This window comes from Priestia sp. FSL H7-0729 (assembly GCF_038005685.1).
In the GTDB taxonomy this organism is placed as follows: Bacteria; Bacillota; Bacilli; order Paenibacillales; family Paenibacillaceae; genus Paenibacillus.
In genome coordinates, this window is sequence record NZ_JBBOTQ010000005.1 from 1 (window position 1) to 24685 (window position 24685).

At 46.8% G+C, this 24685-nt stretch carries 22 protein-coding genes; 20 read left to right on the forward strand and 2 right to left on the reverse strand.

Annotated features, from left to right (window positions below):
• On the forward strand, window positions 1-1738 hold a 1738-nt coding region (locus MHH93_RS13270; protein WP_500054397.1), incomplete at its 5' end, for a hypothetical protein.
• Window positions 1739-1986: 248 nt separating this feature from the next.
• Window positions 1987-4173 carry a HelD family protein gene (locus tag MHH93_RS13275; RefSeq protein WP_500054398.1) on the forward strand — a complete coding sequence of 729 codons (2187 nt, stop codon included), beginning with the start codon at window positions 1987-1989 and terminating at the stop codon, window positions 4171-4173.
• Between the two features lie 190 nt (window positions 4174-4363).
• On the opposite strand, the gene MHH93_RS13280 is transcribed toward MHH93_RS13275, so the two are convergent.
• Entirely contained in the window at window positions 4364-5281 is a 918-nt protein-coding gene (locus MHH93_RS13280; RefSeq protein ID WP_500054399.1) for a DMT family transporter, read from the reverse strand.
• Window positions 5282-5417: 136 nt separating this feature from the next.
• Here MHH93_RS13280 and MHH93_RS13285 point away from each other — a divergent pair, with 136 nt between their 5' ends.
• The 4 genes from MHH93_RS13285 to crcB are packed head-to-tail and all read left to right on the forward strand — an operon-like array spanning window position 5418 to window position 8446.
• Entirely contained in the window at window positions 5418-6305 is an 888-nt protein-coding gene (locus MHH93_RS13285; protein ID WP_500054400.1) for a LysR family transcriptional regulator, read from the forward strand.
• Window positions 6306-6347: 42 nt separating this feature from the next.
• Window positions 6348-7655 carry a replication-associated recombination protein A gene (locus tag MHH93_RS13290; RefSeq protein WP_500054401.1) on the forward strand — a complete coding sequence of 436 codons (1308 nt, stop codon included), beginning with the start codon at window positions 6348-6350 and terminating at the stop codon, window positions 7653-7655.
• A gap of 33 nt (window positions 7656-7688) precedes the next feature.
• Window positions 7689-8090, forward strand: coding sequence for a FluC/FEX family fluoride channel (locus MHH93_RS13295; RefSeq protein ID WP_500054402.1), 402 nt, complete (start codon window positions 7689-7691; stop codon window positions 8088-8090).
• Window positions 8087-8446 carry a fluoride efflux transporter CrcB gene (gene crcB, locus MHH93_RS13300; RefSeq protein WP_500054403.1) on the forward strand — a complete coding sequence of 120 codons (360 nt, stop codon included), beginning with the start codon at window positions 8087-8089 and terminating at the stop codon, window positions 8444-8446. The genes MHH93_RS13295 and crcB overlap by 4 nt, the downstream gene beginning before the upstream one ends.
• A gap of 132 nt (window positions 8447-8578) precedes the next feature.
• Here the strand turns inward: crcB and mnmA are convergent, their stop codons facing one another.
• Complete coding sequence (mnmA, locus tag MHH93_RS13305) at window positions 8579-9703, reverse strand: tRNA 2-thiouridine(34) synthase MnmA (protein WP_076212460.1); 1125 nt, start codon at window positions 9701-9703, stop codon at window positions 8579-8581.
• Between the two features lie 322 nt (window positions 9704-10025).
• On the opposite strand from mnmA, the gene cymR reads away from it, so the two are divergent.
• The 14 genes from cymR (at window position 10026) to MHH93_RS13375 (ending at window position 24649) form a co-directional block, all read left to right on the forward strand.
• A complete protein-coding gene (gene cymR / locus MHH93_RS13310) occupies window positions 10026-10445 on the forward strand; it encodes a cysteine metabolism transcriptional regulator CymR (RefSeq protein WP_076212458.1) in 420 nt (139 codons plus the stop codon).
• A gap of 112 nt (window positions 10446-10557) precedes the next feature.
• The gene (locus MHH93_RS13315; protein ID WP_500054404.1) at window positions 10558-11709 is read left to right on the forward strand and encodes a cysteine desulfurase family protein; all 1152 of its coding nucleotides are present in this window, start codon (window positions 10558-10560) and stop codon (window positions 11707-11709) included.
• A gap of 164 nt (window positions 11710-11873) precedes the next feature.
• Window positions 11874-12395 (forward strand): PRC-barrel domain-containing protein, encoded by a 522-nt coding sequence (locus MHH93_RS13320; RefSeq protein WP_017686814.1) that lies wholly within the window; start codon window positions 11874-11876, stop codon window positions 12393-12395.
• A gap of 11 nt (window positions 12396-12406) precedes the next feature.
• A complete protein-coding gene (locus MHH93_RS13325) occupies window positions 12407-12616 on the forward strand; it encodes a YrzR-like zinc ribbon domain (protein ID WP_017686815.1) in 210 nt (69 codons plus the stop codon).
• Window positions 12617-12910: 294 nt separating this feature from the next.
• On the forward strand, window positions 12911-13978 hold the full coding sequence (locus tag MHH93_RS13330) for an AI-2E family transporter (protein WP_278298549.1): 1068 nt from the start codon (window positions 12911-12913) through the stop codon (window positions 13976-13978).
• 436 nt (window positions 13979-14414) lie between these two features.
• Window positions 14415-17045 (forward strand): alanine--tRNA ligase, encoded by a 2631-nt coding sequence (gene alaS / locus MHH93_RS13335; protein WP_440390277.1) that lies wholly within the window; start codon window positions 14415-14417, stop codon window positions 17043-17045.
• Window positions 17046-17286: 241 nt separating this feature from the next.
• Window positions 17287-17547 carry an IreB family regulatory phosphoprotein gene (locus tag MHH93_RS13340; RefSeq protein ID WP_036616950.1) on the forward strand — a complete coding sequence of 87 codons (261 nt, stop codon included), beginning with the start codon at window positions 17287-17289 and terminating at the stop codon, window positions 17545-17547.
• A gap of 125 nt (window positions 17548-17672) precedes the next feature.
• The gene (gene ruvX / locus MHH93_RS13345) at window positions 17673-18089 is read left to right on the forward strand and encodes a Holliday junction resolvase RuvX (protein WP_062835871.1); all 417 of its coding nucleotides are present in this window, start codon (window positions 17673-17675) and stop codon (window positions 18087-18089) included.
• A 12-nt stretch (window positions 18090-18101) separates the two neighbouring features.
• A complete protein-coding gene (locus MHH93_RS13350) occupies window positions 18102-18404 on the forward strand; it encodes a DUF1292 domain-containing protein (protein WP_278298550.1) in 303 nt (100 codons plus the stop codon).
• Window positions 18405-18719, forward strand: a complete 315-nt coding sequence (locus MHH93_RS13355) for a DUF1292 domain-containing protein (protein WP_047844066.1) — start codon at window positions 18405-18407, stop codon at window positions 18717-18719.
• Between the two features lie 75 nt (window positions 18720-18794).
• Window positions 18795-19835, forward strand: a complete 1041-nt coding sequence (gene mltG, locus MHH93_RS13360) for an endolytic transglycosylase MltG (RefSeq protein ID WP_500054405.1) — start codon at window positions 18795-18797, stop codon at window positions 19833-19835.
• A 14-nt stretch (window positions 19836-19849) separates the two neighbouring features.
• The gene (locus MHH93_RS13365) at window positions 19850-20779 is read left to right on the forward strand and encodes a peptidase U32 family protein (RefSeq protein WP_500054406.1); all 930 of its coding nucleotides are present in this window, start codon (window positions 19850-19852) and stop codon (window positions 20777-20779) included.
• Window positions 20780-20796: 17 nt separating this feature from the next.
• Window positions 20797-22125, forward strand: coding sequence for a peptidase U32 family protein (locus MHH93_RS13370; RefSeq protein ID WP_500054407.1), 1329 nt, complete (start codon window positions 20797-20799; stop codon window positions 22123-22125).
• 235 nt (window positions 22126-22360) lie between these two features.
• Window positions 22361-24649, forward strand: coding sequence for a methyl-accepting chemotaxis protein (locus tag MHH93_RS13375; RefSeq protein ID WP_500054408.1), 2289 nt, complete (start codon window positions 22361-22363; stop codon window positions 24647-24649).
• The last annotated feature ends 36 nt before the right edge of the window (window positions 24650-24685 follow it).

The window sequence follows — 24685 nt, forward strand, 5'->3', positions numbered from 1 at the left end:
TTACCCTGTGGCAGTAACAGGCATCGGTCAAGATCCGGGAGCAGACATCCAGCAGACCAAGGAGATCTTACGCCGTGTGCCGAACCGCGGGATAGGGTATGGTATTCTCCAATGGCTGGGTGAAAGCGAGCTATCCGGAATTGAGCCTGAAATAACCCTGAACTATCTGGGTGAATTCGGTCAGGAGATGAACCAAGGGACGTGGCGTCTGAGCGAAGAAGAGCGTGGGGAAGAAGTATCGGAAGCTAACCGGTTTGGAACGCCGATCTCGGTGAACGGAGCAGTGATGGACAAACGCTTGCAGATGCGGATCAGCTATGAACGCGAAGTATGTGATGACCGCCAGATGCATGCTTTAGCCAAAGCGCTCATGGATAAGTTGAAGAACATCGTGAGTCATTGCATTGAAGTGAACACTTCCGAACAAGCAAGCTCCCATGCGATGGGCAAAGAAAAGTATGGTGCAGAACTGCTTGACCCACAAAAATTTCATCGTAATACAGATTATCCGGTACTTAATAGTTATGCTCCTTCTGTGTTACAGCAATTATTCATTCGTACAGCAGGCACAGTGGTCATGGAAAAAATTGAATTGCAGGGCTCACGAACCAAGAAAGAAATCATCGAAGCATGTCATCAAATCATAAGAATGCAGTCTGCACTGCGAAGTTCTTATCGGATGGATTCGCTAGTGGGAACGATAAGTGAACATGAGTGGAACCACGCTTGGCATATGCCTTATATCGATTTACGATATGCAAGTCCAGATGAGCGAAATGCGGTCTCTCAGCAGATCAGCAAACTGAGTTCTATAGAATTTAACGAGCAATCCGCTCAGTTGCTTGTTAAGTTGGTCATTGTTCGAAATACCGAGCGGCAGCACACCATTCATATTATTGCCCATCACAGTGTCTGGGATAAGACGAGCACAGTCATCTTTAAGGAAATGTTTGACGAAGGGAGCATGATGAAAACTCCTCCTGAAACATTGCTCTCTTATAGCCAATATATAGCAGATAAACTCAAGCATAACGATCTATTCAAAGGAAGCGGACTGACTTTACCGGGTAATATGGAAAAATGGATTCCTGTTCTTCATGAATATATGGATCATAACGTATCGAATGAAATCAGCCAGTCAGTTGCTTCGGCGATTCCTCTTGGACCTCATTTGCTGAAGGTATATAAGGAAAAACCTTGGGATTTACTCATGCATGCCGTCCAGATTATAGCTAAAGAAAACGGTCTGATCCCACCATCTTCGAAGAAGATTCCTGTTTTTATACTTCAAGAGGACCGTGCTTATACAGCAGGTAGCTACAGTCATGTTATGGGCGAGTTTCTGGACATGCTTCCTATTATGGTGCAGGAAGCTGGAGAAACAGGGTTTCAATCGATTCAGGAACAGGTAGAACATATCCAAAAGGCAAAACGGGAGCAAAGTATTCATTATCTTGAACTTATTCATGAGATTGAAGAACAATTGATGTATTGGCTACCCTCTTTGCTGTCAGTGAATTTCCAAGCTACATTTGATCTTTCTTATGAGGACTTTAAAAATATGATGACTCTTGATCATTACCGTACAACAAATGAAATTTTTGTTAATCGGTTTGCAGATTCACTGGTCATTTATTATCCTCTCTATTCAAAACGCCAGGATAATCTGGATGCTGTTCTTCAGAAGGAATTCGAATTGTTGGAACAATCTCTTGCCAGCATGACAACATCGATGTAGCAGGGATGGCAATATGGTTGGAGACGTATTGAATCGTTTGAATTTAACGTCAGCATATCTTGCCAAGCGAAGCGACTGTGGTCTGAATTTATTTTCAGACCACAGTCGCTTTCTGTGTAATCATTCATTGTATAGCTCACAAAACGGATGTGGCTTTCAATTGCCCTATATGATATATTAAGTATCCTTTTGTATTGCCAGATCTAGGCGATGCAGAGTAAAACATATTCTTAGGAGGTAACTGAAACATGTCAGACAGCTTTCAAAGTGCCTATCAAGAAGAAGAGTACAGGTTAGAGCGAACGATGGAGGAAGTGGACAGACAGTTGGAACGACTGCAAAATATTCCGGTGTATACCGGCCACGACTTCACAGAACAAGTGCTGGAAGCTGGACGCGAAGAGCGCCGCACCGCCTTGTCCAAGAGCGCGCAGCAACCCTATTTCGGACGCTTGGATTTCGAAGAACAGGGCAGTGGTGCACGGAAACCGCTGTATATTGGCAAAATCGGCGTAGACCGCGAAGAGGTGGGAGAGCATCCGCTCGTCATCGACTGGCGTGCTCCTGTCGCCAGCCTGTTTTACTCATTTACGGGAGGCGAAGCCTCCGCTACGTATGAAGCCCCGGAAGGGCTTATTGAAGGTCTGGTGTACCTGAAACGAAACGTTGTCATTCGGCAGCGGATATTGGAACGTGTGGCGGATACATATAACCGTGACAGCGACCAGCCAGCGGTATCGGATGAATTCCTCGTTTATCGTCTGGGAGAGAACAAGGACAACAAACTCCGTGATATCGTATCTACGATTCAAGCGGAGCAGGATCTGATCATTCGTGCGGCGAGAAACACCGCATTGATCATTCAGGGTGTAGCCGGATCCGGGAAAACAACGGTTGCCCTGCATCGGCTGGCCTTTTTGCTGTATCAGTACAAGGAGCAGGTATCTGCAGAGAAAATGGTTATTTTTGCCCCCAACCACATGTTCCTGGATTACATCTCGGATGTGCTCCCGGAACTCGGAGTAGGGGATATCCAGCAGCGGACATTCCCGGATTGGGCGATGAACCTGCTGGGGCTGGAGATGCCTCTGGCGAATACGTCGGATACGCTCAACACCTGGTTCGAAACACCAGATGCGCGGCCTGAATTGAATGATGATGTACCTGGTCGTTACAAAGGATCGATTCGTTTCATGGAGCTTATTCGAGAGTGGTTATCGGGGATGGAAGCGGACTCCGTACCGGATATGGACTTCAGTCCATGGGATGGTAAGGTGCTCAGCAAGATGGAGATTGAAAACTGGTTCGGTGAGGAATACAAACATTATCCGCTGGCCAAACGCAAAGAACGGGTCATGGCGCGGGTTCACCGCTGGATCGAGATGGAACTTAAGAAACCGATGCCAGAGGCTGTCCGCAAAGAACGCAAGAAAAAGGCAGCCACGCGTGAGAAAGCCTATGCCAAAAAATGGCCTCAATACGAGCCACTTACGTTATACAAACAGCTGTTCAAAGCGGCAAAGGGCGGTTCTGTGCCAGCCTCGCTCAGCGGGCTTATTCCAAAATTGGTCATGAAACAAACGGCAGCAGATCTGAAGCAGGATGTCGTCCGTGAAGAGGATCTGCCTGCATTGGTATATATTCATACATTGGTCCATGATATTGAGGGTTCGGAGCGGTTCGATCATGTTGTGATTGATGAAGCGCAAGACTTTTCACCGTTTCATGTGGCGTTATTGGATCAGTTCGTCAAAGGACATTCCTTCACCATACTGGGTGACTTGTCCCAAGGCATTCATGAGTACCGTGGTGTTCATGCGTGGGAAGAGATGAGTTCTCTATTTCCTGAGGAACAGAATGCATACTTTGCATTGACCCGAAGTTATCGTTCGACGATGGAAATTATCGACTATGCCAATACGATTCTGGAACGTGGCGTCAAGAGCGGAATTACGGCGATTCCTGTTTTCCGTAGTGGTGATCCTGTGCGGACATTAGCTTATGGAGGCGAAGGGCGGACGGCGAGTCTTGAAGAGGCTTTGAAGGTGTTAACCGTCAAAGACTACCGGACGGTCTCCATCCTGACCCGTACACTGCATGAAGCAGAGGAACTCCATCGTGAACTACAGGCCACAGGCTGGGAGCTGAACCTGATCGATGGAGGCAAGAAGCAGTACACAGGCGGACACTCCGTGTTACCGGTCTATCTGTCCAAAGGGTTAGAGTTTGATGCCGTTATTGTGGCAGATGTAGACCAGAAGCATTATCTGTCAAATGCGGGCGATGCAAAGCTGTTGTACGTTGGTTGTACACGGGCCTTGCACGAATTGTGGCTTTTCCATGACGGTGATTTGCCAGAGTACGCGGCTGCAACACATAATCCCGACGGCGAGCCCGTAACTATTCAGGGTTGGCCTGAGAGTGACTCTCTATAACCTGGGAGGATCAGGGCTCAGTTAATAGAGATAAGCCTCCCTAAACTTGATTGAATATAAAGTTTGCTTAGTTGCTTACACAATAAAAGGCATGACGTTCATGGTGAAGTTCCCATAAGCGCATGCCTTTTTCTGTTTTTGTGTAAGAATCGCTTAAGCTTTTCAGGAAGAAAGACAGGAGAAGCTTAAGTTAGGTTACTCCATTTCCCATTCTGGACGAGCGACGGTTCACCAGGAATATGCCAACACCAATGAGTAAACCGCCTGCCAATGCAAACCAATGGACATGTTCTTCCAGCAGAATCCAACTCGACAATACACCAAAGAACGGTGCAAGGAACAGATAGGAACTGGTTTGGGCCGGATCACTATGTTGCAGCAAATAAAACCAAAGCGAGAATTGGATGATGGAGCAAACAAGCGTTAACCAGAGCAGCACGATAACCGAGGTGGCATTCACTATCAAGTGAGGTTGTTCAGTCCATACGCTCAGTAGAAGAAGCACAGCACCCCCAGCGAGCATCTGATAAGCTGTTAAGACAAAAGTATCGTAGTTATCGCCCCAGCGTTTGATGAGCAATGTGGACACGGCAAAGGAGATCGCACCACCAAATCCAATCCAGGTTCCAGGACTAAAGCTCATTTGCCATCCAAAGGTTAACATAATCCCCATGAAACCGAGCATAACACCGATCCACTGACTGAAGCGGTAGGTAAGTCTATATAAGAGAGCACTGAGGATAATGACCAGCAACGGATTGGTAAATGTAATAATGGCGGATTCCCCGGATGTAATCCAGTTCATGCTGTAGTAAGCGCAGCCCATCACTCCTGCGGATTGGAACAGGCCAATGAGTATTATTTTCAACCAAGAACTCCACTCGATAGGCAAAGGATGTTTACGAAGGAACAAGGCCATCAAACCACCTGCTACGACATAACGTATGCCCATGAGCAGGAAAGGTGGAGCATATAACATACCGATTTTACCGACTGGAAAAGAAGTACCCATGATTAGCGTTGTTAAAATAATTAAGATGGTATACTTCAACGGTTTTATGGTGCGGGTATCTGTGATCAAAGCAACTCTATTTTTCCAGTATGTCATGTTGAACACTCCTTATCATCATCCAGTCAGAAGACTGCGTTGGGGACTACCTGAATTGTAGTCCGGTTTGCAGATGAAGTATAATGATTGGTAATGAAGTGGATATCATTTTGAATGATGTCAGAGTGGGGGGACTATGGAGAGCGGGGATCTTAGAATATTTCAGTGTGTTGCACAGGAAGGGAATCTGACCAAAGCTGCTTCTAAACTGGGGTATGTCCAGTCCAACGTAACGGCACGCATCCGGCATCTGGAAGCAGAAGTGGGGACAACGCTGTTCATTCGCCATAACCGAGGCATGACGTTATCTCCAGCCGGAGTGATGCTGCTGACTTATGCGGATAAAATTATTGGTTTGCTGAATGATGCTTCCAAGGCGCTTCGGGCGACGAGTACACCATCGGGGCCGCTACGAATAGGGTCTATACAGACTGCCGCAGCGGTTCGTTTACCTAAGCTTTTTGCAAAATATTATAAACAGTATCCGGACGTGTCCTTGTCACTGGCTACGGCCAATTCGCAGATGCTTATTGATCAAGTCATTGGGTATGAATTGGAAGGAGCCTTCATTGGGTGTTCCTGTGATCATCCCGATATCGACTCCGTGGATGTATTTGATGAAGAATTGTTTGTGGTCTCGTCGGGTGTGGGCCCAGAAGAAGAACTTGCGCGTAAACCGATCCTTGTTTACAGTATGGGATGCTCTTACCGACAGATTTTAGAGGAGTGGTTGCTCTCAAGTGGGGTAAATCGTCCAGTGATTATGGAGTTTGGAACGCTGGAGGCGATTATTAGTGGAGTAACTTCGGGAATGGGGATTTCTCTGTTACCAGAGATTGTGATTCGGCAGCAAATCGCAAGTGGAAATCTTCGCAAACATTCGCTCCCTTCTGGTATAAGCCGAATGATGACTCGTTTTATTACACGCAAGGATGCGTTTGTCAGCAGTGCGCTTGGCGCATTTATGGCTATGTTACCACGGGAGTATGATATGATAGAGAGTGGTAATATCTCAGAAGTGTAAATGTACACAAGTTAAGGCAATCCGTTAAGGAAGTGATGAGCAATGGATTTATTTTCGTTTCAGCAGGACTCAAAACCACAAGCCAGATTGCTCGCGGACCGCATGCGGCCAGAGCATCTGGATGAATATATTGGACAGGAACATATTATTGGACCGGGGAAATTATTGAGGCGCGCCATTGAGGCGGACCAGATTTCGTCCATATTGTTATACGGTCCCCCAGGATGTGGCAAGACAACCCTGGCACATATTATTTCTCAACAAACGCAAGGACAGTTCGTTCGCCTGAATGCAGTGGAAGCTTCCGTCAAGGATGTGCGTGAAGTCATTGAACAGGCCCAAACGAACAAACAGCTGTATGGAACCAAAACCATTCTGTTCCTCGATGAGGTACACCGGTTTAACAGTTCACGTCAGGATGCGTTATTGCCAGCGGTAGAGAAAGGCACGATTATTTTTATCGGCGCGACAACAGAGAATCCCTTTCATTACGTCAATGGGGCCCTAATGAGCCGTTCCACCCTGTTCCAGCTGGAATCGCTGAACAAGGATCACTCCCTTATTGCCATGCGCAGAGCATTGAGTGATGCGGACAAAGGTCTGGGGTTCATGGAACTGCAGGCGGACGATGAGGCGCTGGAGCACATTGCTACGATGGCCAACGGGGATATTCGGCGTGCGCTTAACGCACTTGAACTGGCTGCGTTAACGACGCCACCGGAGACGGATGGATCGATTCATATCACGCTTGGTGTAGCAGAAGAGTCTATTCGGCGCCCGATTGTGAAGGCGGATGAATCGACGCAGTATGATGTGCTGTCTGCATTTCACAAGAGTATTCGGGGTTCCAGTGATGCGGCATTGTTCTGGTTTCTATACGCGGTGGAGAAGCTTGGTATGGACCCGATGACCTTCATTCGGCGTCTGATTGCAGCAAGCAGTGAAGACATTGGACTTGCGAACCCGCAAGCCATGATCCAGGCCATCGGAGCACTTGATGCGTATCGGAATAACGGCTGGCCCGAAGCCAAGCTGAACATTGCACAGGCGATTCTATTCGCGGTCGAAAGTCCAAAATCCAATGCGGTATACACCGCCATTTCCAAAGCCATGAACGCCATCGATGAAGTGAAGTCGGCAGAAGTTCCGCTTCACTTGCGAGATACGCATTATTCGGGTGCCGTGAAGCTTGGACATGAGGGCTATCAATATCCGCACAATTATCCGGGACATTATGTGAGACAAGAATATTTACCTAAGCAGCTCTCACGTAGAGTATTCTATGAGGCAACGGAGCAAGGCAACGAATCGAAGATCAGGCTGAACCAGCAGCGACGCAGGGAATTGTAAGAACAGACAGATCATTCGGGAGATGCACACGACATGAAAGAGCTTTTGTATATAGGGGCGGGTGGATTTCTAGGTACGTTAACCCGCTATGCCATACAGTTAGCGATACCAACTGTCCGTGGGGAGTTCCCTTGGGCAGTGCTGCTAATCAATGCGATGGGCAGTCTTTTTTTGGGATGGTTCTTTACCATAGCTGTGCCAGGCAAGATAACACCACAACTTCGACTTGCGATTGGCACCGGCTTTACTGGCGCATTTACGACATTCTCCACGTTTACACTGGATATGGTTCGTTTATCCGAAGGGGGAGAATGGCTCCAAGCCGCGATGTATATGATCGTAAGTCTACTGGCAGGGTTGTTGCTCTGTGCGCTCGGCATCCGTCTTGGACAGCGTATGTTGGGAGCACGAAGACAAGAGGGTGATGCCTCATGATCCTATGGATTGGTTTGGCAGGTGTGCTGGGTGCAGTGCTTCGTTACAGTCTGGGAAAATGGGTCTCTGGCTTGCTGGGAACGGCTTTCCCGTGGGGAACATGGATCATTAACATCAGTGGTTCACTGTTGCTTGGGTTGTTATACGGGTGGCATCAATCTGCAATGATCTCAGATGCAATCTGGGTGATCTGGGGGACCGGGTTCTGCGGTGCGTACACCACATTCTCCACGTTTGGCTATGAAACGTTAGGACTTATAGGTCAGCAGCGTTATGCCAGAGCGGCACTCTACGTCGTCAGTTCGGTTGTCATTGGGGTGTTGGCTTCTTTGGCAGGAGTCGGGTTGACTGCATAACGAACTATTTTTAATTTTTTTGCAAAGAAAAGCAGGAAAAAAGCCATCCTTCATGGTATACATGAAAGACGGCTTTTTTAATAGGGATACACGGTATTGTGTATAATCCGCATTTTAATGGACAAAGCTCTATTATTGCATGGCGGGTACAGGTACTTTTTGCACCTGATCGATCGTACCCCCACCCAGGCAGACCTCTCCGTCGTAGAAAACAACGGCTTGTCCTGGCGTAATGGCTTTTTGCTGCTGGTCAAATTGTACATCCACACTTCCATCTTCCTGCCAGGTCAGTGTAACACCTTGATCCGGTTGACGATAGCGGAACTTGGCCGTACAACGGTATGGCACATTAGGCATATGTTCTGCACCGGCAATCCAGTTCACACCTGTTGCGGTCAGACCAGTGGAGTACAGGCTTGCATGGGCATCGCCCTGAACAACAAGCAGCTGATTTTTCTCCAGATTCTTGTCTGCAACGAACCAGGGTTCACCATTACCGGAACCACCAATGCCAAGACCTTGGCGTTGTCCAAGTGTGTAGTACATCAGACCGTCATGGCGGCCTTTGACTTCACCGGTCGCGATATCAACCATGTCTCCACCTTTGGCAGGCAGATAGTTACTCAGGAACTCTTTGAAGTTGCGTTCACCGATGAAGCAGACACCTGTGCTGTCTTTTTTCTTGGCTGTATACAAGCCAGCGGCTTCTGCAATTTTGCGCACTTCCGGTTTGGGCAGATGACCAATCGGGAACATGGCTTTGGACAGCTGGTTCTGATTGAGTGCATTAAGGAAATACGTCTGATCCTTATTGTTGTCCACACCACGTAGCAGCTTGAAGGTACCATCTTCTTCAATCAGACGAGCGTAGTGTCCTGTAGCTACATAATCTGCGCCGAGATCCAGAGCTTTGTTCAGGAATTCACCAAATTTGATCTCACGATTACACATGACATCCGGATTTGGCGTGCGACCCGACTTATATTCATCAAGGAAATAGGTAAATACTTTATCAAAATATTCTTTCTCGAAGTTGACAGTGTAGTAAGGAATGCCAATCTGTTCACATACGCGGCGTACATCCTCTGAATCTTCTTCAGCGGTACAGTGGCCGAACTCGTCGGTGTCATCCCAGTTTTTCATGAAAATGCCGATGACATCGTAACCTTGCTCTTTCAGCAGCAACGCGGTAACGGAAGAATCGACACCTCCGGACATGCCAACGACGACCCGTGTATTCTCAATTGTTTTGGACATCGTTATCACCATTTCTATATATAAATGTGTTTCGTTTCTTATTCTAGCATAACCGGACTCAAGATACGATACACCCGGCCAATTTTGGATAGTGTCCACCACAGACGCACATTTTGGAATATCGTCAATCTTTCTTTTCCATAACGCATGCAGATATGTTAACATTAGCTGAGGGTTATGATCGGAATACGGAGGATTAGAAGGTTAAAGCTTAGTTCTATGATTCTCTACTGTGGACAGATCGTGAAACAGACGGTTTATGGACCACAGGATAAAATATAAAGTTTCCAATCGTTTCTGAAAATTGAAAGAGGTGACTCCTTTGAAAATATCGACAAAAGGCCGTTACGGCCTCACAATCATGATGGAGCTTGCTGCCAGAACAGGCGAAGGCCCTACATCACTTAAAAGCATTGCTGAGCGCAACCAGCTTTCGGAACATTACCTGGAGCAACTGATCGCTCCACTACGTAATGCAGGACTTGTGAAAAGCATCAGAGGAGCTTACGGCGGTTATATCCTTGCGGGTGATCCTGCAACCGTAACTGCAGGCGATGTTATCCGTGTACTGGAAGGACCAATCTCACCCGTAGACTTCACGGAGGAAGATGACCCGGCGAAACGTGATCTGTGGTTGCGTATTCGTGACGGCATTGCCGAAGTGCTGGATTCCACAACACTGAAAGACCTAATTACATTCCAGGATCAAGACAAAAAAGATAGCTACATGTTCTACATTTAATAATGACTGCGATGAGCATGACATGGTAACATACTTGAGCCCCCATTTGGGGGCTTTATCCATGCCATAACAGAAAAATAAGATATTTTAACATATAACGGGGTGAAGATAAATGAAACGAATTTATTTGGATCACGCCGCATCAACACCTATGCATCCACAAGTCGCAGAAGCGATGATGAACGTCATGACAGGACAATATGGCAATGCATCAAGTATCCATGCCTTTGGGCGTGAAGCCAAACGGACTGTCAGCGGAGCAAGGGATGTCATTGCGGCGTCTTTGGGCTGTTTCCCGGACGAATTGGTATTTACCGGAGGTGGCACGGAGAGCGACAATTTGGCCATTTTCGGAGCAGTTTCAGCAAGGCAGGACAAAGGGAAGCACGTCATTACGACGGCAATTGAGCACCATGCTGTTTTGCATACGTGTCAGGAATTGGAGCGGCAAGGTTATGAAGTAACTTATCTGTCTGTGGATCGTCATGGGCGAATAGATCTGGATGAGTTGCGAGAGGCCATTCGGCCGGATACGGTGCTGATTACCATGATGTATGCCAACAATGAAGTAGGCACCATTCAGCCGATACGCGAGGTCGGTGAGCTTGCCCGTCAGCATAATATCCTTTTTCATACCGATGCAGTTCAGGCTCTGGGCAGCCAGAATATTTCCTGTAAGGAACTTCCTGTGGATATGATCAGCTTCTCTGCGCATAAAATCAACGGACCTCAGGGCGTGGGTGCACTTTATGTACGGCGAGGAATTGTGCTGGAAGCAAGAGCTCACGGTGGATTGCAAGAACGTCAGCGGCGCGCTGGTACGGAGAATATCGCAGGTATTACCGGATTTGCAGAGGCTCTCAAGATTGCATCCGCACAAACGGATGCGCATCGTCAGCATGATTTGGAATTGCGTAAACTTTTGTTGGAACAGCTTGAAATTCATGTGGGGACGGAGCACTTTCACGTGAATGGACACCCGGACCATACGCTGCCAAACATCCTGAATATCAGCTTTCCGGAAGTGTCTACAGAGACGATGTTAATGAATCTGGATATGGAAGGGATTGCTGTAGCAAGCGGTTCGGCTTGCACTTCCGGGTCACTTGAAGTCTCTCATGTGCTCAAAGCGATGAACTTGCCTGAAACATTTTTACACTCTGCGATTCGATTTAGCTGGGGATTGGGTAATACTACGGAAGAAATCATGATAACCGCCGAAAAAATTGGAACCATTCTTGGACGACTGCGTAATAGACCCTAAGGGGAACTTTACACATGGAACAGAAGGAGGGAAGAAGTTCCATTTCATCGGTTGGATAGAAGCGGTTTTGATGATCGGCGTCTGATTGCCACTCATCAACTTTGGGCATACCTAGCAATAGCGCCGCGCCTATTTAATGATAAGAAGATGAGGGGGACCCAGCGATGAAGCTTCAGGAAATGATCGGACTTGCCGTTTTTGATGTTGAGGACGGGAAGCAGGTCGGTAAAATCCAGGATTTCATTGTGAATGATGATTGGGAGATCGAAGGCATTGAGCTTGAGAACAAAGGTCTGTTTACCAATCATGTCAAAATCGTGCAGTGGCAAGATATCGTTGCCTACGGCGAAGATGCCGTCATGATCCGTAATCAACAGGCTGTCCGCAAGACGGGAGCCGACGACATAAAATACACGTACCTCCTCGGTCGGTCTAAATTAAAGGAGATGTCCGTGCTCACCGAAGAAGGTTTGCTGCTTGGGCGTGTCTCCGATGTTTATTTTGACCAAGAGTTGGGAAATACAATAATAGGGATTGAAATTACGGACGGTTTTGTGTCCGATCTGATTGAGGGCCGCAAATGGCTGCCATGTACAAGCGATATGTCCATCGGGGAAAGTGCCATTATGGTGCCGTCGCTGAGTGAACAACGCTTGGAAAATGCCATTCATTCTGTTAATGGATAGGTGAATGAATTATGAAATGTCCAAACTGTAGTTCCAAAGATATTGGGAAAATTGGTTCCCACCAGTTTTATTGCTGGGGATGCTTTATCGAATTAACGGTGAACGGTGAGAAAATGTCTGTATATCAGGTGGAAGAAGACGGTACGCTGAGTTCCCTGGATGATCTCTTTTTCGGGGACGAGCTGCCACAAGACTTCCCTCATCTTCACGCTTCTTCTTAATAAGCAGGATAACTTCCTCTATATGCGGTTTCATGACAAAGTCTGTCATGGGAAGCTGTCATTTATTGTTGGCAGATGTATATAGATGCGGTTACATAGTGGTTCGGCTGGAGCATGTATAATTATATGCTGCTCCATACTGCAAAATGCGCTTCCTTCTCTAATGAAGGAGGCGTTTTTTTGTATTTAAGAAATAATGTGTGGATTGCTCCTTCCACTTCTGCACTGTGTTAATAAATATTACCTTTCCTACATATACTGACTCTCAGAGCCAGTCCAAAAGGAGAGATGCAAGTGGAGCAATTAACCAAAAACAAGCTGTTCCGTTACGCGATCTGGCTGCTGCTCGGATTAATTATTTTATATTTTATCTGGCTGCTGCGGCCTTTACTGCTTCACATATACGCATTCCTGAAAACAGTACTGGCACCCTTTATCGTAGCCCTTATCATATCCTATGTACTTAATCCGATTGTCAGCATGCTGGGAGGAAGAAAGGTGCCGCGCACGATTGCGGTACTGCTCATATATGCCTTTTTCCTTACCTGTATCGGTGTCATTCTGATGAATGTGATCCCGGTATTGATTGAACAGCTGGAGGAACTCAACGAGCATATGCCGGAGCTATCCATGCGTGCCCAGAGCCTGATGAACAATATGGATCACAAATTAATGCCGCCAAGTGTGCGAACAGGCATGAACAGTTGGTTCTTTCAGATGGAGGATCGACTAACTCAGGGCATTACCGTACTAATGGACAATATCGGGGCAACCATTAATGTGTTATTCAATGTGTTTATCGTGCCATTTTTGATCTTTTACATGTTAAAAGACTTTGAGGTATTTGAGCGCACCATTGTGGCGTATCTTCCGCGTTCACGTCGTAAAGCGATTGTCTCGGTGATGAAAGAAATTGATACCGCACTGGGGAACTACATTCGAGGCCAGTTTATTGTCTGTGTTATTGTTGGCATCTTTGCCTACATTGGTTATATCATCATTGATATGCCGTATGCCCTGCTGCTTGCAAGCATTGTAGCTGTGTTTAACATTGTGCCCTACTTGGGACCGTTTCTCGGAGCTGCGCCTGCTGTGGTCATGGCATCAACCGTATCGTTTAAAATGGTGCTGCTTGTTGTCATTGTGAACACACTGTGCCAGGTGTTGGAGAGTAACGTTATTTCTCCTCAGGTGGTGGGACGTACGTTGCATTTGCACCCGCTATCCATTATATTTGCACTGCTCGTCGGAGGCGAACTGGCAGGCATTGTAGGTTTAATTCTGGCAGTCCCCGTTTTTGCCGTACTGAAGGTGATTGTGCAGCACTTTTTCGCCTATTACATTAAACGAAGGACCGACTAATGAGTAACGTTATAATATCAACTAGCCCGCGTTGACACCCGCTTGTGCTACCGATATAATGAGGGTGTATATTTAGAACATGAAAAATCGATGATGAAATAAAGTACGCCGAGGGTTCCTTTCCTCAGAGAATAGACTTCTTCGGATCAGGGTGAGCCTGAACTGATGGCTGGAAGAGTCTTGAAAGATGAAGCGGCAGAAAGCTAATTTCGGAGTGCAGGACAACCCTGCCGGGAGCGACCGTTATTTCGCATGAACGAGGAGATTGTTTGTTTGTCCGTGCAGCAAGGGATGAACAGCAATAACCAGGGTGGTACCGCGATAACATCGTCCCTGATTATTCAGGGGCGTTTTTTGTGTTTATTTTTACAAAAACAATGTTGACCAACCGGAGCGAATACGCATCGGACTATTATAATTAATGGGGGCATCCAGTATGAAAGCCAGTGAAATCCGGTCCAAATGGATAGAGTTTTTTGCAAGTAAAGGTCACAAAATCGAGCCGAGCGCATCGCTCGTGCCTCACAACGATCCATCCCTTCTGTGGATCAATGCAGGTATGGCACCGCTCAAACCATATTTTGACGGACGTGAGAAGCCAGAGAACCCGCGTCTAGCGAACTCCCAAAAATGTATCCGTACCAATGATATCGAGAATGTTGGTAAAACGCGTCGTCACCATACGTTCTTCGAAATGCTTGGCAACTTCTCTATTGGAGATTACTTCAAGGAAGAGACCGTAACATGGGCTTGGGAATTTTTGACCAGCAAAGAGTGGATCGGATTCGATCCAGAACGTCTTTCCGTAACGGTATATCCGGAAGATGAAGAAGCTTTCAAACTGTGGAACGAAAAAGTAGGACTGCCTGCTGAGCGTATCATTAAATTGGATGAAAACTTCTGGGATATCGGCGAAGGTCCATGTGGTCCTTGTACAGAGATCTTCTATGACCGCGGCGAAGCTTACGGAAACGACATGAGTGATCCTGAAATGTATCCAGGTGGGGAAAACGAACGTTATCTGGAAGTATGGAACCTGGTATTCTCCCAGTTCAACCATAACAAGGACGGTAGCTACACACCGCTTCCTAACAAAAACATTGATACAGGTGCAGGTTTGGAACGTTTTGCTTCCATTCTGCAAAATGTGGATTCCAACTTCGACACAGACCTGTTCCAACCGATGATTCAAAGAACAGCCGCTCTTGCGGGTGTGAAATATAACGACAGCGTAGAGATTGATGTTGCACTGAAAGTCATTGCCGATCATATCCGTACCGTTGCTTTTGCAGTAGGTGATGGCGTCCTGCCAAGTAATGAAGGACGTGGATATGTCATCCGTCGCTTGCTTCGCCGTGCAGTTCGTTATGGAAAAGTGCTTGGACTTGACCGTCCATTCCTGTATGAACTGACTACAACCGTAGGTGAAGTTATGGGCATGTACTACCCTGAAGTAGTGGACAAACAGGAATTCATCGCAAAAGTAATCAAAACCGAGGAAGAGCGTTTCCACGAAACACTCACAGATGGTCTGGCGATTCTGGCTGATATTAGCGGTACTGCCAAATCCGAAGGACGCACGGTTATTAGCGGACCTGAAGCTTTCAAACTGTATGATACGTACGGTTTCCCGTTTGACCTGACAGAAGATTATGCCGCAGAGCATGGTCTGACTGTGGACCGTGAAGGTTTTGATGCTTCCATGCAGAAACAACGTGAGCTTGGACGTGCTGGACGTCAAGAGAATGAAAGCATGAAAGTTCAAGGTGGACCACTTGCTGACCTGGAGGTTAAAAGCGAGTTTGTTGGTTATACTGACCTTTTGACGGAAGCAAAAGTGGTAGCCATCGTAGCTGGCGAGGCCCTTGTTGAAACCGTAGGCGAAGGACAGACGTGTCAGGTTGTTCTGGACAAGACTCCGTTCTATGCGGAAAGTGGCGGTCAAGTGAGTGATCAGGGCTTGCTGCGCGGTGCTGGTGTAACAGCGAAAGTCCAAGGCCTGTTCAAAGCTCCACTTGGACAACATGTACATCTGGTGACTGTGGAGTCCGGTGAACTGCATGTAGGTGATGTCATCAACGCTGAAGTAGATTCAGCGAAACGTGGCGACATTATCAAAAACCATACGGCAACGCACTTGCTGCACAAGGCACTCAAAGATGTGCTCGGCACACACGTAAACCAGGCAGGGTCGCTCGTAGAGCCACAGCGTCTGCGGTTTGATTTCTCTCACTTTGGCAGCATCACGCCGGAAGAGTTGACAGAGATTGAGCGTCAGGTGAACGAACAGATCTGGAATCGTCTGAACGTAAACATCGAGCTGAAAGCTATTGATGAAGCGAAAGAAATGGGTGCGATGGCCCTGTTTGGCGAAAAATATGGAGATATTGTACGTGTTGTTCAAGTCGGAGACTACAGTTTGGAACTTTGTGGCGGCTGTCACGTAAATAATACTTCAGAGATTGGAATCTTCAAACTGGTAAGCGAGAGCGGAATTGGCTCCGGCGTTCGTCGGATCGAAGCTGTAACTGGCCGTGGTGCATATCTGTATGTGGAAAGCCAGTTGGAACTGCTCAAGCAATCTGCAACACTGCTCAAAGCAAATGTGGCTGATGTACCTAAACGGATTGAAGGTCTGAACCTGCAACTGAAAGAAGCAGCCAGAGAGACTGAATCCCTGCAAAGCAAGTTAAGTGCCATGGAAGCGGGTCAATTGACCGATCAAGTGGTACAAGCAGGAAATACACAATTGCTGGCAGCACGCGTAGATGCTCCGAACATGGATGCACTGCGTACAGTGGCAGATGAGCTGAAAGTAAAATTGCCTAATGCGGTACTCGTATTGGGTGCTCCAGCCGACGGCAAAGTCAATTTTGTTGTAGCTGTACCTGCTGAACAAGTAAAACAAGGATTGCATGCAGGTAAAATCGTCAAAGAAGTCGCAGCAGTATGCGGCGGCGGTGGCGGTGGACGTCCGGATATGGCGCAAGCCGGAGGCAAGGATGCCACCAAGCTGGATGAAGCGCTGAAACTGGCGGTTTCACTCGTTAGCGGGCATAATGCATAAATCCATTAAGCGGCTTTCAATCGTCAAAAATGAAATCGAAAAGGTTTTGTTCGTTTATTTTTGTACCCGAGAGCATGTGGAATCGAATGATGCATTATGCTGCAGCCGGTAAAGGACAAGCAAAAAACACAATTGCCTTATCCTTTGTTTACTTGTGGCAGTCAGAATATGTTATTATATAAACAGAAATCAATTCGGCAGGACATGGTCCCCATGTTCATGCAGGAGCGAGGTGTCATCAATGGACTCCATGGATAAGACGGTTAAATTTAATGTGAAAGGTGACGAACAGGAAGCATCATCCAAAGAGATTCTTCTCACGGTATATGATGCATTGGTCGATAAGGAGTATAATCCGATCAACCAGATTGTTGGGTATCTGATTTCCGGAGACCCGGCATACATTCCTCGTCACAACAACGCACGTAGTCTGGTCCGTAAAAAGGAGCGCGATGAGCTGATTGAAGAGCTTGTACGTTCCTATCTGGCCAATCACCGGTAATGTACGCCGCTTCCGCTGTGTTGCAGCCTTGCAGGCAGCGGGAAATGAACCGACAGAAGACAGCCTGAAGCTTGATAAGGCGATGTTGAATCGACCTGAGCAGGCCCCAGGATGGGAGAGCATGGATGAAAATATTAGGTTTGGACTATGGGGACCGAAGAATCGGAGTTGCCGCGAGTGACGCCTTCGGTTGGACTGCCCAGGGATTGGAAGTACTTGAACGCCGCCGTGATGAAGGCGAGTTCGCTCGGATTGCCGAACTTGTGCGTGAGCATGAGATTAGTGAGATCGTAGTGGGACTTCCCAAAAACATGAACGGCACCGTAGGACCGCGCGGTGAGATATGCATTGCTTTTGCCGAACGCCTGCGGGATGAACTGAATTTACCTGTTCACCTTTGGGATGAACGGCTGACAACCATGGCAGCAGAACGTACGCTGATTGAAGCGGATGTCAGTCGGAAAAAACGCAAGCAAGTTGTGGACAAAATGGCCGCAAGCTTGATTTTGCAAAATTATTTGGATGCCAATAGTAGAAGGTGAGGGGGATCAACAATGGCTGAAGATCAACTGGGTATGGAAGAAGAAGCGGAAATCATTTACATTGCGGATGACGAGGGTAATGAAGAGGAATTCGAAGTCATCATGAAGTTTGAAGTAGATGGTTCGGAGGCCAAGTACATGATGGTTGCTCCGGTTGAACCTGAAGATGGCGAAACGGATGTATATGCATTCCGTTATGAAGAAGAGGGCGACGATATCAAACTTTTCGTCATCCAAGATGATGCCGAGTGGGATATCGTCGAGGAGACGTTTAATACATTTCTTGCTGAAGATGATGAAGAGGAAGCGAACTAAATGACGGAATATAGCCGCAAAGACCTGAAATGGACAGATTCGCTGCGTCTGGCATTCGGTGCTCATGTTGAGCTCGAGGAAGAGAACGGTAAATCACAACCGTATGACTTGTTGGCTGAGTTCGAAGTGAACGGTCAGCAGTACGCGGTGCTCCGCAGTTCGTTGCGACCTTATGACGAGGTTGAACTTCTGCGGGTATCACCTGGAAGTGAAGACCAGATCATGCCAGAGTTAGTTACGATCGACGATGATGATGAGTGGGAGAACATCTCGGAACTGTATGATGAATGTACACTCCCCATTGACGAAGATTAATCAGCTTCAAATTGAAGAAACCGGGAGGGCGGAGAAGTCCGCTCTTTTTGGTTGTGTAAAGGAGTTGTTTCTTTTTTGAAAGGGAAAGCAATAGTAGTCATACTGCTTATCATTGTAGTTCTTGCGGGAGGCGCAGGTGGTTACGTATGGAATATGATGCGTCCCGTGGAAGCTTCTACAGAACCGATCGTATTCGAGATTAAGAGCGGATCGGGGACTTCAAAAATCGCAGATCAGCTTCAAGAAGAAGGACTCATTCGAAGCGGTTTAGCCTTCAAAGGGTATTTAAAGTGGAAAAAACTAGGGTCCAATTTCATGGCGGGTACATATTCTATGAATCCTGGCGTGACATATGATGAGATTGTTAGCAAGCTGAGTAGTGGTGAAGTTGTACCGGAGGAAATGGTAAAGTTCACGATTCCGGAGGGTTATACCGTGCTGCAAATGGCGGGTAAGCTTTCTTATGAGCATGTTGTCGATCGGGATGAATTCATCAAGCTGGCCAATGATCCTTCTGCCTTCGATGTAGATATCGTCAATGATATTCCAGTGGATGAAGAACTTCGCTACGTATTGGAAGGATATCTGTTCCCCGAGACGTATGAACTGAAAAAAGGAAGTTCCACGCATGATGTGATGCAACGGATGCTGGAAGAGTTTCAAACCAAGATCAATTCTATTCCGGATTTGGAAGCCAAGCTGCAGGAAAAGAACCTTTCTCTGCATGAGTTGCTAACAATAGCGTCACTTGTAGAGAAAGAAGTTGTGGTGGATGAGGAACGTGCTCTGGTTGCAGGTGTAATCTACAATCGGATCAATCAGGATATGAAGCTGGAGATTGATGCTACCGTGCAATATCTGCTCGACAAGCCAAAGGAGCGCTTGTTTTACAAGGATCTGAAGGTGCAAAGTCCATATAACACGTATCTGAATAAAGGTCTGCCACCAGGTCCAATTGCCAGTCCAAGTCTTCCATCCATTGAAGCGGCGCTAAATCCGGAAGCTTCGGAGTATCTATTCTACGTGACGAAAAAGGATGGCTCGTCTGGGCATCTATTTGCCAGAACGTATAAGGAACATCAGCAAAATATAGCCAAAAGTAAGGCTGCGCAATAAGCGGAGGGGATTATATGAGTAAGAAACATGAACTGCTCGTTACAGCAGCGAATGTGAAAGAAGCAGAAGTGCTGCTCCAGGCTGGAGCAGATGCTCTGGTCATTGGAGACGATCGATTCGGCATGCGTCTTCCAGGCAGCTTCAGTGTGGAGGAGACAGCAGAGGTGGTTGCCATTGCGGCCAAACATCAGGCGCGCGTGTATGTATCCATGACGAATCTGATGTCCAACGAGCTGCTGAAAGAATTGCCTGAATATGTTCAAGCGCTTGGCAGAATCGGTATTGACGGTGTGGAATTTAATGATCCATCCGTGCTGGCTACCATGAAGGAATACGCTCCACATGTGAAGTTGCACTGGAATGCGGAGATGACTTCAACCAACTATGCGACAGCCAACTATTGGGGAACCAAAGGAGCGAGTCGCGTTGTGCTTGCCCGTGAGTTGAATATGGACGAGTTGACGGAGATGGTTCCTTTTCTCAAGGTGGAAGCTCAGGTTCAGGTACATGGCATGACAAATATATATCACTCCAAGCGTAGTCTGGTGCAAAGTTATATGGCTCATCAAGGGCGACCGGTTGAGGGACATCTGGGCAAAGAACGTGGATTGTTCCTGATCGAGGCTGAACGCCGGGATGAGAAGTTCCCGATCTATGAGGATATCAACGGCACACATATTATGAGCTCTGAGGATATATGTATCCTTGAAGATCTTCATCTGTTGATGGAGGCGGGGGTGCACAGCTTCAAAATTGAAGGCATGTTAAAATCACTTACCTACAATGAAGCGGTTGTACGTGCATACCGGAAAGCGATTGACAGTTATGTAGCTGATGCCGATGCATATGCGTTCTCTGAAGAGTGGCTCGCTGAGGTACGGGAATTACAGGATCCTGAACGTGAATTGTCGTTTGGATTTTTCTATAAAGAACAAGTGTATTAATAGACGAGGTGAACAGAATGGAAACAGTGGCGGTACAGCGGAAGTTCTCGGGTAAACGTAACCGTCTGGACAAACCGGAGCTGCTAGCTCCGGCGGGTAATCTGGAAAAACTGAAATTTGCAATTCATTACGGTGCAGATGCCGTATATATCGGCGGACAGGCCTATGGACTGCGTTCCAACGCGGATAACTTCAGCTTTGAAGAGATGCGTGAAGGTGTGGAGTTTGCCAAAAAGTATGGAGCCAAAGTGTTCGTAGCGACGAACATCTACGCACATAATGAGGATGTTGAGGGGATCGAAACCTACCTGCAAAACCTCTATAATGCGGGAATCTCTGCGATCATCGTAGCTGATCCGGCTATTATTGAAGTTGCCCTTCGTGCTGTGCCAGGTCTGGAGGTACATCTGAGTACTCAACAATCCACACTCAACTGGCAAGCCGTGAAGTTCTGGAAAGATGAAGGACTTCCACGTGTTGTTCTCGGACGTGAGACCAGCTTCGAAGAGATTGAAGAGATCAAAGCGAATGTGGATATCGAAATTGAAGCTTTCATTCACGGGGCGATGTGCTCATCGTATTCCGGACGTTGTGTACTCTCCAATCACTTTACGGATCGGGACTCCAACCGGGGGGGCTGTTGCCAGTCTTGCCGCTGGAAGTATGACCTGTTCGAGGATGCGAGAGAAGATACGGTATGGGTTAGCGAAGAGGACATGCAGTTGAAGGCACCTGCGCCTTTCAAACTAGGTGAGAACCAGCTTCCCCTGTTCCAGGAACAGGATAATTCATTCTCCATGGGATCAAAAGATCTGTGCATGATTGGCCATATTCCCGAGTTGATTGATGTGGGCGTGGACAGTTTCAAGATCGAAGGACGTATGAAATCGATTCACTACGTGGCCACCGTGGTTAACGTATACCGTCAAGCCATTGATGCTTATATGGCAGACCCGGAAAACTATGTTCTGAAACCTGAATGGGTTGAAGAAATGAACAAAGCGGCGAATCGCCCGCTGAATACCGGATTTTTCTATGACACACCGGACCATGAAGATCATATCTATGAACCGGAAGAAAAGGCCGTGCCTTTTGATTTCGCTGGATTAGTCATGGGGTATGATGCCGAAACGGGAATGGCAACCATTCAACAGCGTAATCACTTCAAACCAGGACAGGAAATTGAATTTTTCGGTCCGGGAGGTCACTTTTTCAAACAAGTGGTCGGTGAAATACAGGACGAAGAAGGCAATGTTCTAGATGCTGCTCGTCACCCGTTGCAACTGGTCAAAATGAAAGTGGATCAACCGGTTTCGTATTTTGACATGATGAGAAAAAAGAAGTAGGCTCAAATACCTACAATGTGCCAATATAGTATTATCATTTAACAAAATAGTGTTATAAAATCAACATGTAGGACCTCCGTTTATCGGCATATGGGGGTCTTTTTTTTATAGAAAAATAGGAATAAAGTTGTAAAATATTTCTGGGAAATGAAAGGGGAACGAAGAAAGCTGTCGAATACTACATAATTATAGGGGAGAGACACAAAAATCTAACAAGTAAATAACTGGCAGGTGAATGGGATTGGTTCAAAAGAAGCAGAAAGACAGTGGAGAGCAAGTGACAAAAGACGAGCAGGTTAATCCTGAGCAGGTTCAGAAAGTGAAGAAAGAAAAAGTAAGTAAAAGTAAAATTACAGGGAATGGGAAAAAATTACTTAAGTTTGACCGAAGTAAACTGAAGCTGGGCTGGATCAAGACCGATTGGGTGAAAAAACAATTCAAAAACAGGGATTGGAAAAACTTTGGGGGGTCTTCTCTTCAACAGATTAAGAAGGCAAATCCGGTTAAATCCGTAGGGGTTAAACTGTTCTTGATCTTTTTTGCGGGGATCATGATTTTTGTAGTGAGTTTGGGTCTATTATCCTATTCAAAAGCCAAGGGTACGATAGAGAAAAATGCTTCACGTGCCAATCAGGAGACCATTGATCAGACCAAACAGAAAATGGACATCATTTTGGAGAGATTTGTGGATACATCCACACAGATTTTCTTTGATCCGGAGATGCAGTCCTTGCTACAAAAAATGTCAGATAAGAATCTGACTGCGTATGATACATTTGTAAACTCAAGTTCAATCAACAAGCAACTGTCTAATGTTGCATTTACAAATAAATCTATGGAAGCGATTTATTTGGTGCCTACCGACGATACAAAGTCCATTATGGGTACGGGCAGCAACAGTTCATCCATGGGCAGCATTCGCCAGGAACCATGGTACAGTGAGTTGATTGAGGCTGGCGGTTATCGCTGGCTTCCAACAGAGATCAAGGAAGATGGCTCAACGCCAACGTTCAAAATTGCACGTTCCATGAAAAATCTGCAAGGGACTACTCAGTCGTATGTTCTGGTAATTGAACTGAAACTGGAAGTTTTGGAGGAGCAATTGAAATCGCTGGATCTGGGGCCAGGAGCTATTCTCCAACTGATTGCTCCGGATAATAAAGTGGTTGCATCCTCCATCTCGGATCGTACAGGACAAGATACAGAGCTTGCATTTGTCAAAGAGTTGACTGAACCAGCAGGCAGCACGAACACGGAATATGCGGTAGATGGAAAATCTACGGAAATGCTGGCTGTATACAGTACGATGGATACGTCCAAATGGAAACTGGTCGGTATGATACCTACCTCTGTTTTGGTTCAGGATGCAAAAGGCATTCTGACCCTGACCTTGTGGATGGCGCTGGTTGATGCGGGGATTGCAGTATTGATCGGGATCTGGATGGTACGTATGATCGCTCGTCCACTCGGCAAATTGAAAGACCTGATGCAGGAAGGTGCGAAAGGTAATCTTAAAGTTCGTACACCATATAGCTCCAAAGATGAAATTGGTCAGCTCTCGACCGCCTTCAATCTGATGATGGAGCAGATCACGAAGCTGGTTGAACAAACCAATCGTTCTGCGCAGGAAGTACTGGATACGGCCTCTGAGCTGAGCAGTGCATCCAAGAAAACAGCTGTATCCGCATCGGAGATCGCTGTCGCTACAGAAGAGATCGCAGGCGGTGCAGGCAGTTTGGCAACCGAAGCGGAACGTGGTAATGAATTAACGGACAATATTTCTCGTCAGATGCAGAGTGTAATCGCTGCGAATGAACAGATGGGTGATTCTGCTCGTCATGTAGAGAAGTCCAGTCAGACAGGAACACAACATCTGAATCAGTTGATGACCAAAACCCAGAAGACTGAAGAAATGATTGGTGCACTGGTGAATAAGGTTGATTCGCTGAAAGAGAGTACGTCTTCTGTTCTGAAAGTGCTTGAAGTGCTGCAAAACATAACGAAACAGACGAATATCCTTTCCCTGAACGCGACCATTGAAGCAGCACGTGCTGGTGCAGCGGGACGCGGATTCATGGTGGTGGCTGATGAGGTTCGTCAGCTCGCGGCTCAATCCAGACAATCCATTGAGATGGTTGGAGAGATCACAGACAAAATCATGGCTGAAATGAATGAGACCGTGGATGCATTGTCTGCAGCCTATCCGTTATTCAAAGAACAGATGGATGCAGTTAAAGACACCAACGTCATTTTTGCTTCCGTACAGGAACAGATGGGTGCCTTTGTCGAACGTTTGGGCATGGTGACAGGTTCTATTGGAGAATTGAACAAATCTCAGGGTACATTATCTGAAGCCATGAGCAATGTCAGCGCTGTAGCTGAGGAATCTTCTGCAACGTCCCAAGAAGTAGCTTCCTTGAGCAGTGAACAGCAAAATATAAGTAACCAGCTGGTCAATCTGTCTGGCAAGCTGGAGAATGTGTCCACTGAACTGAAAGACACGTTGTCACGCTTTACGGTGTAATAAAAAAAGCATGTCCGTGGAATTGCGGATTCATAT